At 70.5% G+C, this 12,661-nt stretch carries 10 protein-coding genes and 1 pseudogene; 5 read left to right on the top strand and 6 right to left on the bottom strand.

The window, feature by feature from the left end:
* Nucleotides 1-38: 38 nt before the first annotated feature.
* The 4 genes from AB0J57_RS01975 to AB0J57_RS01960 form a co-directional block, all read right to left on the bottom strand.
* The gene (locus AB0J57_RS01975; RefSeq protein ID WP_366125951.1) at nt 39-1,274 is read right to left on the bottom strand and encodes a GAF domain-containing SpoIIE family protein phosphatase; all 1,236 of its coding nucleotides are present in this window, start codon (nt 1,272-1,274) and stop codon (nt 39-41) included.
* A gap of 143 nt (nt 1,275-1,417) precedes the next feature.
* Entirely contained in the window at nt 1,418-2,512 is a 1,095-nt protein-coding gene (locus tag AB0J57_RS01970; protein ID WP_366125950.1) for a magnesium and cobalt transport protein CorA, read from the bottom strand.
* A gap of 108 nt (nt 2,513-2,620) precedes the next feature.
* Nucleotides 2,621-3,346 carry a TrkA family potassium uptake protein gene (locus tag AB0J57_RS01965; protein WP_366125949.1) on the bottom strand — a complete coding sequence of 242 codons (726 nt, stop codon included), beginning with the start codon at nt 3,344-3,346 and terminating at the stop codon, nt 2,621-2,623.
* Nucleotides 3,339-4,715, bottom strand: a complete 1,377-nt coding sequence (locus tag AB0J57_RS01960; RefSeq protein WP_366125948.1) for a potassium transporter TrkG — start codon at nt 4,713-4,715, stop codon at nt 3,339-3,341. Before AB0J57_RS01960 ends, AB0J57_RS01965 begins: the two co-directional genes overlap by 8 nt.
* A gap of 118 nt (nt 4,716-4,833) precedes the next feature.
* Here AB0J57_RS01960 and AB0J57_RS01955 point away from each other — a divergent pair.
* The 5 genes and pseudogenes from AB0J57_RS01955 to AB0J57_RS01935 form a co-directional block, all read left to right on the top strand.
* Nucleotides 4,834-5,313, top strand: a pseudogene (locus AB0J57_RS01955) (amino acid permease); the annotation flags it as partial.
* A gap of 169 nt (nt 5,314-5,482) precedes the next feature.
* On the top strand, nt 5,483-5,572 hold the full coding sequence (gene kdpF / locus AB0J57_RS01950) for a K(+)-transporting ATPase subunit F (protein ID WP_366125947.1): 90 nt from the start codon (nt 5,483-5,485) through the stop codon (nt 5,570-5,572).
* A 9-nt stretch (nt 5,573-5,581) separates the two neighbouring features.
* On the top strand, nt 5,582-7,246 hold the full coding sequence (kdpA, locus tag AB0J57_RS01945) for a potassium-transporting ATPase subunit KdpA (RefSeq protein ID WP_366125946.1): 1,665 nt from the start codon (nt 5,582-5,584) through the stop codon (nt 7,244-7,246).
* Nucleotides 7,243-9,405 carry a potassium-transporting ATPase subunit KdpB gene (kdpB, locus tag AB0J57_RS01940; protein WP_366125945.1) on the top strand — a complete coding sequence of 721 codons (2,163 nt, stop codon included), beginning with the start codon at nt 7,243-7,245 and terminating at the stop codon, nt 9,403-9,405. Before kdpA ends, kdpB begins: the two co-directional genes overlap by 4 nt.
* A gap of 6 nt (nt 9,406-9,411) precedes the next feature.
* On the top strand, nt 9,412-10,080 hold the full coding sequence (locus tag AB0J57_RS01935) for a potassium-transporting ATPase subunit C (protein WP_366125944.1): 669 nt from the start codon (nt 9,412-9,414) through the stop codon (nt 10,078-10,080).
* 36 nt (nt 10,081-10,116) lie between these two features.
* Here the strand turns inward: AB0J57_RS01935 and AB0J57_RS01930 are convergent, their stop codons facing one another.
* Together AB0J57_RS01930 and AB0J57_RS01925 are read right to left on the bottom strand one after the other, a co-directional pair.
* Complete coding sequence (locus AB0J57_RS01930) at nt 10,117-12,306, bottom strand: cation-translocating P-type ATPase (RefSeq protein ID WP_366125943.1); 2,190 nt, start codon at nt 12,304-12,306, stop codon at nt 10,117-10,119.
* A gap of 2 nt (nt 12,307-12,308) precedes the next feature.
* On the bottom strand, nt 12,309-12,614 hold the full coding sequence (locus tag AB0J57_RS01925; protein ID WP_366125942.1) for a DUF1490 family protein: 306 nt from the start codon (nt 12,612-12,614) through the stop codon (nt 12,309-12,311).
* Nucleotides 12,615-12,661: the final 47 nt, after the last annotated feature.

The following is a 12,661-nucleotide window of genomic DNA, read 5'->3' as shown; positions in this document are numbered from 1 at the left end:
GTCGCGGCGCCGGAACCCGGCGTTTTGTTGACGCACCGTCAGTGGAGGCCGGGGCGGTGGCGGATGCGGGCGGCGAGGGCGGCGACGTCGTCCTCGGCGTGGTGGGCGTCGAGGTGGTGCAGTACTTCGTCGAGGAGCCGGCGTACGGTGATGCCGGGAGTCAGACGCAGGGCTGCGAGGCGGGCGAGGGAGACGTCGATGTCTTCGTTGCGGCGCTCCACCAGGCCGTCGGTGTACATGAGCAGCGTCTCGTCGTGCGTCAGGCGTCGAGTGGCCGGTTCGTAGCCGCCGAAGCCGGTGCCGAGCGGAGGGCCGACGGGGACGTCGATCAGGTCGCCGGTGCCGTCGGCGGCGAACACGGCGGGCGGTGGGTGCCCGGCGCTGGAGAAGGTGGCCACGCCACGGGCCGGGTCCACACGGACGAGGAGGCAGGTCGCGGGGCGACGGGTGCCTTCCTCCGAGACGGCGGCGTCGAGCTGGCGCAGCACCCGGTGCGGGGGCAGGTCGGTGGAGGCCACGTAACGCAGCATGGAGCGGTAGGCGTTCATGTCGACGGCCGCGTCGAGCCCGTGCCCCATGACGTCGCCCATCACCAGCAGGGTGCGGCCGAAGTGGAGCCGTACCGTCTCGAACCAGTCGCCGCCCACGAGTGCCCCGCCGCCGGCCGGCAGGTACCGGGTGGCGAGGTCCAGGTTGGGGTGCGGCCGGCCGGGCTCGGCCATCAGGGCGCGCTGGAGGTTCAGCGCCGTGCTCCGTACCTGGGAGAACTCGCGTACGTGACCCAGGTGGACCGCCGCGACGCGTGCCGCGAAGTGCGCGACCGCGGTGTCCTCGTCCGTGAAGGGGACACGCGGACGGATGGCCACCACCGTTCCGAACAGGTGCCCGTGTGCCACCAGCGGTACGGACAAGCAGTGCACGGGACCACCCGAGAGCGACACCGACTCGGTGATCGGATGCCCTTCGTCCATCGCCGTCACCGACAGGTCGCGTCCGAGCGTGATGCTGTCCACCAACGCTTCCCGGCCCGCCGAGGCCACACGCTGCAACGGCTCCCTCATCCGTCCCTCGCCGCGCGTGGCGCCGGGCGGCAGGAGGTCGACGGCGGCCGCCTCGCACAGGTGGCGGACCAGGAACTCGGCGAGTTGACCGCAGACGACGCGCTCGTCCAGAGCCGTGCCGATCTGCTCCACCGCGCGTTCCATCAGGACGAGCCGCTCCATCGCATCGGCGGAGGAGGCGGAGGGCTGCCCACCGCTGTCGTCCTCGCTCACCGCAGGCCCACCTCCGCTCCGACGTACCCGCACGAGGGCATCCGCCGGACATATCACCAGCACACCGCACTCCGACAGGGGGCGGCGCACCGGTGACCGGCGCATCGGGCGGGATTCTCAGCCCCGGGGCCGACCCCGGAGGGTCACAGCCAGCCGTTGCGCCTGAATCCACGATGGATCAGGAAGCAGGCCACCGCGATGACACCGAGTACGAGCGGATAGCCGAAGGCCCAGCGCAGCTCGGGCATGTGGTCGAAGTTCATGCCGTACACGCCGCACACCATGGTGGGGACCGCGATGACGGCGGCCCAGGCGGTGATCTTGCGCATGTCCTCGTTCTGGGCGACGGTCACCTGGGCCAGATGTGCCTGAAGGATGGAGTCGATCAGGGCGTCGAAGGCGGTGATCTGCTCGGTGGCGCGGGCGAGATGGTCGGCGACGTCGCGGAAGTACGGCTGTATTCCGGCGTCGACCGCCGGGCTCGGCCGGGTGGCGAGGGCGGTGAGCGGGCGCGCGAGAGGGATCACGGCGCGCTTCAGTTCGAGCAGTTCGCGCTTGAGCTGGTAGACGCGGCCGGCGTCGGGGGCCTTGGAGCCGCGAGGGGCGAACACATCGGTCTCGGCCTTCTCGATGTCGTCCTGCACCGCCTCGACGACGGCCAGGTAGTCGTCGACGACGTGGTCGGCGATCGCGTGCAGAACGGCCGACGGGCCCTTGGCGAGCTGCTCGGTGTCGGCCTCCAGCGCCTCGCGCACCGGCCCGAGGGAGCCGTGCCGTCCATGCCGTACGGTCACGACGAAGTCCGGGCCGGTGAAAACCATGATCTCGCCGGTGTCGACGACCTCGCTGGTCGCTGTCAGCCGCTCGTGCTCGACGTAGGTGACCGTCTTGAAGACGGCGAAGAGAACGTCGCCGTACTGCTCCAGCTTGGGCCGCTGATGCGCGTGGACGGCGTCCTCGACGGCCAGCGGGTGGAGGCCGAACAGCGCGGCCACTCCGGCGAACTCCTCCTCGGACGGCTCGTGCAGGCCGGTCCAGACGAAACCGCGGCCGCGCTTGCGGACCTGCCGCAGGGACTCCTCCAGCCCCTCGGCGCCCGCCAGCCGGCGCCCGTCGCGGTAGACCACGCAGTTGACCACGGTGCTGCCGAGCGGTGAGCGGGCCGGGTGGCTCAGGTCCACCCGGCGCGCCGACCGCGCCCGGCGGGCCATTTTGCGCAGACTTCCGACCATCGACATACCGACACTCCTTCACGGGGTGCGGTCAGTGTGCCAGAGCCGGCAAATGCCGGGCGCTACCCCTCGGTCCGGTCCCCGTACCCCCGCCTGCCGGCCCGCCTGCTCAGCTCAGCTCAGCTCGGAGAACGCCTCGACGTCGTAGGTCTTGCCGGTGACGACGATGACGTCACCGGTCTCGATCACCGTTTCCGCGGTGGCGTAGGTGAAGCCCTGGCCCGGCCGCTTGATGCCGACGATCGTCACGCCGTACTTGCTGCGCACCTGGCTCTCGCCGAGCGGCATGCCGGTGGCGATGGCGGGGGCCACGGTCTTCACGAGCGCGTAATCGTCGTCGAACTCGATGAAGTCCAGCATCCGGCCGGTGACGAGGTGGGCGACGCGTTCGCCCATCTCGTGTTCGGGCAGCACGACATGGTGGGCGCCGAGGCGTTCGAGGATGGTGCCGTGCTGGCGGCTGATGGCCTTGGCCCAGATGTTGGGGACGCCCGCTTCGAGCAGGTTCGAGGTGACGAGGATGCTGGCCTCGATGTGGGAGCCGATGGCGACGACCGCGCTGGGGAACTCGCCCACCCCGAGCTGCCGCAACGCCTCCGGGTCGGTGGAGTCCGCGACGACGGCGTGCGTCAGGGAGTCGCTGTACCGCTGGACGAGCCCGGGGTCGGTGTCGATGCCGAGCACGTCCCAGCCGCGCCGCATCAGTTCCCCGGCGAGGGAGCTGCCGAACCGCCCGAGGCCGATCACGGCGACCCGCTGGTCGCCCGCCGTCGTACGGGCGTACTGGGTGGCGAGCCGCTTGCGGCGGCGGTGGCGGAGGGAACGCAGGTAGTTACCCAATGACTGGTCGCTCCTCGGGCAGGTGGTAGCGGCGGGTGCGCTCACGCAGGGCCAGCGCCGAGACCAGGGTGATCGGTCCGAGCCGGCCCACGAACATCAGCAGGACGAGTATCAGTTGCGCGGACGTCGGAAGGCCGGCGGTGATCCCCGTGGACAGGCCGACGGTCGCGAAGGCGGAGACGACCTCGAAGAGCACCGCTTCGAACGCGTGCTTGCTCACGGTGAGGACGGCGAGCGTGGCGGCCACCACCAGGCCCACGGCGAGCAGCGCCACCGTCAGGGCCTGCCGCAGGACGTGCGGACCGAGCTTGCGGCCCAGGATCGCGGAGTTCGGCTCGCCGCGCACCTCGGCGAGCATGGCGGCCGCCAGTACCGCGAAAGTGGTGACCTTGATGCCGCCGGCCGTACCCGCGCTGCCCCCGCCGATGAACATCAGGATGGAGGTCAGCAGCAGCGTCGAGGGGTTCAGGGCGCCGATGTCGAGGGCGTTGAATCCGGCGGTGCGGGACATGGCGGAGTGGAAGAAGCCGTTCAGGATCTTGTGGCCCGGGCCGAAGGGGGCCAGTGTTCCGGGGTTGGTCCATTCCAGCAGGCAGGTCAGCAGGGTGCCGGTGACGAGCAGGACGGCGGTGGTGATGACGGTCAGCTTGGTGTGCAGCGACCAGGTGCGCCGACCGGTGATGAGTCGCCGCCGGCGGTGACGGAGCAGCTCCAGCAGCACCGGGAAACCGATGCCGCCCAGGATGACGGCGGCGGAGACGGGCATCGTGACCCAGGGATCCTGGGCGTAGCGGACCAGGTTGTCGGCGTGCAGGCCGAAGCCGGCGTTGTTGAACGCCGACACGGCATGGAAGAACCCGAGATACGCGGCCTCGCCGATTCCTTCGTCGTACCCGAAGCGGAAACGCAGCGCGAGGAGCGCACCCACCGCGAGTTCGATGGCCAGGGTGATGCCCGCGACGCCGAGCAGCACCCGCCGTACGTCGCCGATGCCGAGGCTCTTCGTCTCGGCCGCCGCGGTGAGCTGGAGGCGCAGGCGCAGCTTGCCGGACACCAGCAGCGCCAGCAACGAGGCCATGGTCATGATGCCGAAGCCGCCGAGCTGAATGAGCGCCAGGATGACGCCCTCGCCGAAGCCGCTCCAGTACGTGCCGGTGTCCACGACCGCCAGCCCGGTCACGCAGACGGCGGAGGTGGCGGTGAACAGCGCGGTGACCAGGTCCGTGACCGCGCCCTCCTCGGACGCCGGCGGCAGTGCGAGCAGCCCGGTGCCCGCCAGGATCACGACGGCGAACGCCAGCACGACACTGCGCGCCGGATGCACGGTCAGCAGATATCGCCGTGCCCGGGCGATCCGTCCCCCCCGCATAGCGGGTTTCCTGCACTGGTCAGACCCCATGAGCGTCAACAAGCCGGCAAGGCATCAGCCGCTCACGATACCCATGGTCCGGCCTGTGCCCACGCTGACGTGCCGGACGGACCACCGCCGCATCCCGGACGTCCCGCACCGCGTCCGGTCGCTCGTGATCGTCCCCGTCTCGGGCCTGTCGAAGCTCACCAGCGAGGCGCTCACCGCCGCCGTGTCCCTGGGCGACGAGGTGTGCGCGGTGACCGTGTGCCAGCCCGACGAAGAGGACCGCGCCCGGACCGATGCTCTGGAGCGGGACTGGGCCCTGTGGAGTCCGGGCGTTCCGCTGGTACGGCTCCCCTCCGACCGCCGTACGCTGGGCCGCCCGATCGCCTCGTACGTCCGCGACCTGACCCGCGCGCGGCCGGGCACCCGGATCACCGTGCTCATACCGGAGGTCGAGCCCGCCCGCCTGTGGCAGCGCCTGCTCCAGAACCAGCGCGGCGCGGTCGTCGCCCATGCCGTACGCCGTGACACCGACGCGGTGATCTGCCGCCTCCGGTTCCGCCTTTCGGCGGAGGTAGCTAGGAAATCATCAAAGGCGGTCGCGCGGCCGTAAGGGGAGTGTCAACGGAAGGCATGACCAGCCGAAAGGGCGCTTTTCTCTAGAGGTCCGATTTTCATCCAAACCTCTTTGAGGAGCTCTTGATGGCCGACGTGGCCTTCGTCGTCACCACGGTCGCGGTCTTCGCGCTGGTGGCCGTCATCGCCAAGGCGGTGGCGAAGCTGTGAGCGCCGAGAACGTCGTCGGCCTGGTCGTGGCCGTCGCCCTGCTCGGCTACCTCGTCCTCGCCCTCGTCAAGCCGGATAGGTTCTGAGGCACCAGCATGAGCCCCTTCCTCGCGGCTGTCCTCCAGTTGCTCGCACTCATCGCCGCGCTGGCCCTCGCGTACCGCCCCCTGGGCGACTACATGGCACGCGTCTACTCCTCCGACCGCCACCTCCGGGTCGAGAAGTGGGCCTACAAGGCCATTGGCGCCAACCCCGACGCCGAGATGCGCTGGCCCGCCTACCTGCGCGGTGCCCTGGCCTTCTCGGCGGCCGGCGTTCTGTTCCTCTATCTGCTGCAACGAGTCCAGGGCAGCCTGCCCGGCTCCCTCGGCTTCGCCTCCATCGACCCGGACCAGGCGTTCAACACGGCCGCGTCGTTCGTGTCGAACACCAACTGGCAGTCGTACTCCGGCGAACAGGCCATGGGCCACGTCGTACAGACCGGTGGCCTCGCGGTACAGAACTTCGTCTCCGCCGCCGTCGGCATCGCGGTCGCCGTCGCGCTCGTACGGGGCTTCGCGCGGTCCCGCACCGGCGAACTGGGCAACTTCTGGACCGACTTGGTGCGCGGTGTCGTCCGCGTCCTGCTGCCGATCTCCGTCATCGGCGCGATCGTCCTCGTAGCCTGTGGCGCGATCCAGAACTTCGCCGGCATCCACGAGGTCGGCCGGTTCATGGGCGGCTCACAGCAGTGGAACGGCGGCGCGGTCGCCTCACAGGAGGTCATCAAGGAGCTGGGCACCAACGGAGGCGGCTACTTCAACGCCAACTCCGCCCACCCCTTCGAGAACCCGAACGGCCTCACCAACCTCTTCGAGATCTTCCTGATCCTGCTGATCCCCTTCGCGCTGACGCGTACCTTCGGCCGGATGGTCGGCTCGCTGCGGCAGGGATACGCCATCCTCGCGACGATGACGGCCATCTGGCTCGGCTTCGTCCTCCTGATGTGGGCCACCGAGTTCGCGGGCCACGGCCCGGCGTTCGAGGCCGCGGGCGGGGCCATGGAGGGCAAGGAGACCCGCTTCGGGATCGGCGCCTCGTCGATCTTCGCCGTGTCGACGACGCTGACGTCGACGGGTGCGGTGGACTCCTTCCACTCCTCGTTCACGGGCTTCGGCGGCGGCATCACCATGCTCGGCATGCAGTTGGGCGAGATCGCACCCGGCGGAGTGGGCTCCGGTCTGTACGGGATGCTCATCATGGCGGTCATCGCGGTGTTCATCGCGGGCCTGATGGTCGGCCGTACGCCCGAGTACCTGGGCAAGAAGATCTCCACCCGGGAGATCAAGCTCGCCGCCTGCTACATCCTCGTCACCCCGGCGCTGGTGCTCTGCTTCACCGCCGCCGCGATGTCGCTGGACAGCACCGCCGGCTCGATGACCAACTCCGGCGCGCACGGCTTCTCGGAGGTCCTGTACGCCTACACCTCCGGCGCCAACAACAACGGTTCCGCCTTCGCGGGCCTCAACGCCGACACGCCGTGGTTCAACACGACCATCGGACTGGCGATGCTGCTCGGCCGGTTCGTCCCGATGGTGTTCGTCCTCGCGCTGGCGGGCTCGCTCGCCGAGCAGACGCCCGTACCCAGGACGGCGGGCACGCTGCGCACCGAGAAGCCGCTGTTCACCGGGCTGTTGGCCGGCACCATCGTCATCGTCACCGGGCTGACCTACTTCCCGGCGCTCGCGCTGGGCCCGCTCGCCGAAGGGCTGGCGGCATGACCACCAACGTAAAACAGCAAGAGGAGCCGGGCTCCATGTCCACCGCCACCCCGACCCGCGCACCGCACCAGGACGTGCCCAGCGGCCACAAGCCCGACGGCCCCGGCCGCGTGGGAGGGGGCCTGTTCGACCCGAAGCAACTGATGACGTCCTTCCCGGACGCGATCCGCAAGCTCGACCCCCGGGTGATGGTCAAGTCCCCCGTGATGTTCGTGGTGCTGATCGGCTCAGTGGTCACCACCGTGCTGGCGCTGAAGGATCCGGGCGACTGGTTCGGCTGGGCGATCGCCGTGTGGCTGTGGCTGACCACCATCTTCGCCAACCTGGCGGAGGCCGTCGCCGAAGGCCGGGGCAAGGCGCAGGCGGACACGCTGCGCAAGGCCAAGACGGACACCGTGGCGCGCCGGCTCGCCGGCGAGCGGGAGGAACGCGTACCCGGCACCGAACTGCGCGTCGGCGACCAGGTGGTCTGCGAGGCCGGCGACATCATCCCCGGCGACGGTGATGTCGTCGAGGGCGTGGCCTCGGTCGACGAGTCCGCGATCACCGGCGAGTCGGCGCCGGTCATCCGGGAGTCCGGCGGCGACCGGTCGGCGGTCACGGGCGGTACGAAGGTGCTGTCCGACCGGATCGTCGTGAAGATCACGACGAAGCCCGGTGAGACCTTCATCGACCGCATGATCAACCTGGTGGAGGGCGCGGCGCGGCAGAAGACGCCCAACGAGATCGCGCTGAACATCCTGCTGGCCTCGCTCACCATCGTCTTCCTGCTCGCGATCGTGACCCTCAAGCCGTTCGCGATCTACGCCGGAGCCGACGGGCAGACCTCCCTCATCGTGCTGACCGCACTGCTGGTCTGCCTGATCCCCACGACGATCGGCGCCCTGCTGTCGGCGATCGGCATCGCGGGCATGGACCGGCTCGTGCAGCGCAACGTGCTCGCCATGTCGGGACGGGCGGTCGAAGCCGCCGGTGACGTCTCCACCCTGCTGCTCGACAAGACGGGCACCATCACGCTCGGCAACCGCCAGGCCGCCGAGTTCGTACCGGTCGCGGGCACCACCGAGGCCGAGGTGGCCGATGCCGCCCAGTTGTCCTCCCTCGCCGACGAGACGCCCGAGGGCCGCTCGGTCGTCGTCCTGGCGAAGGAGGAGTACGGGCTGCGCGAGCGCCACCAGGGCGAGCTCGCCCACGCCGAGTGGGTGGCCTTCACGGCCCAGACCCGCATGTCGGGCGTGGACCTCACCGAGGACGGCGAGGAGCGCAAGGTACGCAAGGGGGCCACGGGTTCGGTCGTGGCGTGGGTGAAGGAGCGGGGCGGTCGTGTCGCCGAGGACGCGCAGGCACTCACGGACCGGATTTCCGCAACTGGTGGCACGCCGCTGCTGGTGGCTGTGGAGGACGGCAAGGGCGCGCGCGTTCTGGGCGTGATCCACCTCAAGGACGTCGTCAAGGAGGGCATGCGGGAGCGGTTCGACGAGCTGCGGCGCATGGGCATCAAAACCGTAATGATCACGGGTGACAACCCGCTGACCGCCAGGGCCATCGCGGACGAGGCCGGGGTCGACGACTTCCTCGCCGAGGCCACGCCGGAGGACAAGATGGCGCTCATCAAGCGGGAGCAGGCGGGCGGCAAGCTCGTGGCGATGACCGGTGACGGGACGAACGACGCGCCGGCGCTCGCCCAGGCCGACGTCGGGGTGGCGATGAACACCGGCACCTCGGCCGCCAAGGAGGCCGGGAACATGGTGGACCTCGACTCCAACCCGACCAAGCTCATCGAGATCGTCGAGATCGGCAAACAACTCCTCATCACACGCGGGGCACTGACCACCTTCTCGATCGCCAACGACGTCGCGAAGTACTTCGCGATCATCCCCGCGATGTTCGCCGTCGCCCACCCGAGCCTGGACAAGCTCAACATCATGGGCCTGGCGTCCGCCCAGTCGGCGATCCTGTCCGCCGTCATCTTCAACGCGCTGATCATCGTCGCGCTGGTGCCGCTCGCCCTCAAGGGCGTGCGCTACCGGCCGACCAGCGCCGACAGGATGCTCCGCCGCAACCTCGCCGTCTACGGCCTCGGCGGCCTGATCGCCCCGTTCATCGGCATCAAGCTCATCGACCTGCTCCTCTCCCTCCTCCTCCCCGGAATCGGCTGACCTGCCATGACCAACTCCGTACGAAACACAGCCCGGTTGCTCGGAGCGGGGCTGCGGGCCCTGCTCGTCCTCACCGTCGTCTGCGGCGTGCTCTACCCGCTCGCCGTCACCGGCGTCGCCCAGGGCCTGTTCCCGCACAAGGCCAACGGCTCAGAGATCCGCAGCGACGGCAAGGTCGTCGGCTCCGAACTCATCGGCCAGCGCTACGACCTCCCACTGAAGAAGGGCGAGGAGACCCCCGCACCGGACCTGAGGTGGTTCCAGCCCCGCCCCTCCAACGGCCTGGGCACCAACACCGTCAACACCCAGTACCAGCTCCTCCTCTCCGGCGCCACCAACCGGTCCGGCGACAACGCCGAGCTCATCCAGTGGGTGAACGACGCCAAGGCCGCCGTCGTCAAGGACAACTCCACCGCCGGCCACAAGGTCAGGCCGTCGGACGTGCCGGCCGACGCCGTCACGTCCTCCGCGTCCGGCCTGGACCCGCACATCTCGCCCGAGTACGCCAGGCTCCAGGTCCACCGGGTCGCGGAGCGGAACAACCTCTCCGTCGAGCGGGTGGACCAACTGGTCAAGGACCACACCGAGGTCCGGATCCTCGGCTTCATGGGTGAGCCCCGGGTCAACGTCCTCAAGCTCAACATCGCTCTCAAGGAACTGATCGAGAGGGACTGATGGGACGGCCGCGCGCTGATGACCCGGTGGCGGTGGTCAGCGCACCCGGGTCGGTGCGAGGGGGGCCGCGGCGAGCCGTTGCCCCGTCTCGCCGGGGAGGTGCGGGGTGTGGTTGACCAGGCGGGCGGAGTTGCCGACGACGGCGATGCTGCTGGTGTTGTGCAGGAGGGCGGCGACGACGGGGTTGATGGAGCCGCCCGCGCCGGCGAGGAGGCCGGCGAGGTTGACGCCGATGGCCAGGCCGTAGTTCTGCCGTACGACGCGCAGGGTGTGCCGGCTGAGCTCGACGACGGCGGCGACCTGGCGGAGGTCGTTGCCGGCGAGGGCGATGTCGGCGGTCTCCAGGGCCACATGGGAGGAGTGCTCGCCCATGGCGATGCCGACGTCCGCGAGGGCGAGCGCGGGCGCGTCGTTGGTGCCGTCGCCCACCATGGCGACCATGTGCCCCTCGTCCTGGAGGTCGCGGATGAGCTGGAGCTTCGCCTCGGGCAGGGCGTGGGCGTGGACCTCCGCGATGTCCAGGGCGTCGGCGACCGCCTGGGCGGTCTCGGGGGCGTCGCCCGTCAGCAGGACGATCCGCTGGACGCCCAGCTCGCGCAACTGCTGGACCACGGGGCCGGCGGCGGTGCGCACGGCGTCGGAGACGCCCAGCATGCCGATGAGGTCGTCGTCGTGGGCGAGGCAGATGACGGTCTCGCCCTGGCGGCGCAACTGCTCGGTCCACTCCTGGGCGACCGCCGTCAGCTCCAGCCCGTGGCGGCGCAGCAGGGCGGGGCTGCCGACGAGGAGCCGGGTGCCGTCGAGCTCGGCGCGCATCCCCATGCCCAGGACCACCTCGCACGCCTGGTGGATGGGGATGTGCAGGTGCTGCTCCTCGGTGCGGGTGACGATGGCCTGGGCGACGGGGTGGCGGGCGTGGCGTTCGCCGGAGGCCGCGAGGCGCAGGACGTCGTCGGCGGTGTAGTCCTCGTGGAAGGCGACGACGCTGGTGACGAGCGGGCGGCCGAGGGTGAGGGTGCCGGTCTTGTCGAAGACGACGGCGGTGACCCGGCCGACGCCCTCCAGGTGCGTGCCGCCCTTGATCAGGGTGCCGTGGCGGGCGCCGTTGCCGATGGCGGCGCTGATCGCGGTGGGCGTGGCGAGGCCGGCGGCGCACGGGCATGCGACGAGCAGCATGGTCATCGCGCGCCGGGCGTCGCGGGTGAGCACGTACGTCCCCGCGGCGAGCGCCAGGGACACGGGCACGAAGCGGCGCGTGAAGCGGGTGGCGACGGTCTGGATGGGCGCCCGGTCGGACTGCGCCTCCTCGACCCGGCCGATGATCCGCCCGACGGTCGTGTCACTGCCCACGGACACCGCCCGTATCGCCAGGGAGCCGGAGGTGACGACGGTGCCCGCGTACACCTCGGAACCCTCGCGGGCGTAGACGGGCAGGGCCTCGCCCGTGATGGCGGCCTGGTCGACCAGCGCCTCGCCGCCGGTCACCACGCCGTCCACCGGGATCTTGTGGTGCTCGTAGACGGCGACGACGTCACCGGCCTCCACGTCCTCCAGGGCCACCTCGACCTCGACACCTTCGCGCACCAGCCACACCCGCTCCTCCCCGATGCTGAGGAGCTCTTCGATCGCGCGGCGGGTGCGCCGCAGGGTGATCGTCTGGAGGAACTCGCCGATGTTCAGCAGCCACAGCACGGTGAGCGCCACCACGTTCTCGCGCAGCAGCAGCGAGATGACCGTCGCGGCGGTGACCAGCGTGTCGGTGCCCGGATGCTGCCGTCCCGTCATGGTGCGCAGCGCCCCGCGGAAGAAGGGCAGGCCGCTGAAGACCGTCACCGCGCCCAGGAAACCGGACCGGCCCCCGCTGACCCACGGTGGCCGGCGCAGCACCAGCCGGTGCACCGCCACCACGGCGAGTACCGCTCCGCCCACGACCAGCCGGGCGAGCTCCCCGGTGGACGAGTCGGGCACCGACCGGCTCCGCTTGGCCGGCACGGACGGCGGCGGAGCCTCGTCGAGCGCGGCCACCAGCCGGTCGACGTCGAGGCGATCGGGCTTGACCCAGATGACGACGCTACCGGTGCGGGGGAAGATCCGCAGCGCGCGGAACCCCGGCTGGTCCGCGAGCCGCTCGTCGACCAGCCCCGCGCACCCCGGCCGCGCCCGCAGCCACGGAACGGTCAGCCGCACGCGGCCGGCGGCGACGGAACGCACCAGTACGTCGGACATGATCAGTGCTCGTGGTCGTGGACGTCGGCTTTGACGGCGGAGGGCGGCGGAGCCTCCTCACCCAGCGAGGAGCGGGCTTCCGCGAGCATGTCCCCGGCCTTGAGCCGTGCCTCCTCCGCCGCGGACCCCAGCCACCTGCCGGCCACGATCCCGCCCGCCAGGCCGCCGACCAGCGCCTTCCGGGCGGCGGGCTTCGCCCTGGGAGCGGCCTTGGCGGCGCCCCGGAGGAGCACACCGCCGACGATGCCGGAAACGGCGTGGTGTGCGAGACGGCCGACGGCCGCACCGACGAGGGCTGCGGGATGCATGACCACCTCCGTGCGTTCACGCATTACGTGGGCCACATCTAGGTCAA

The organism is Streptomyces sp. NPDC049837 (assembly GCF_040674455.1).
Lineage (GTDB): Bacteria > Actinomycetota > Actinomycetes > Streptomycetales > Streptomycetaceae > Streptomyces.
This window is presented reverse-complemented; position numbering and strand designations above follow the sequence as displayed.

Excerpts from the sequence above, each read along its gene's own strand:
- AB0J57_RS01970 (WP_366125950.1), bottom strand. The coding sequence starts at position 2,512 with ATGTCGATGGTCGGAAGTCTGCGCAAAATGGCCCGCCGGGCGCGGTCG.
- AB0J57_RS01960 (WP_366125948.1), bottom strand. The coding sequence starts at position 4,715 with ATGCGGGGGGGACGGATCGCCCGGGCACGGCGATATCTGCTGACCGTG.
- kdpA (WP_366125946.1), top strand. The coding sequence starts at position 5,582 with ATGAGCCCCTTCCTCGCGGCTGTCCTCCAGTTGCTCGCACTCATCGCC.
- kdpB (WP_366125945.1), top strand. The coding sequence starts at position 7,243 with ATGACCACCAACGTAAAACAGCAAGAGGAGCCGGGCTCCATGTCCACC.
- AB0J57_RS01935 (WP_366125944.1), top strand. The coding sequence starts at position 9,412 with ATGACCAACTCCGTACGAAACACAGCCCGGTTGCTCGGAGCGGGGCTG.
- AB0J57_RS01930 (WP_366125943.1), bottom strand. The coding sequence starts at position 12,306 with ATGTCCGACGTACTGGTGCGTTCCGTCGCCGCCGGCCGCGTGCGGCTG.
- AB0J57_RS01925 (WP_366125942.1), bottom strand. The coding sequence starts at position 12,614 with ATGCATCCCGCAGCCCTCGTCGGTGCGGCCGTCGGCCGTCTCGCACAC.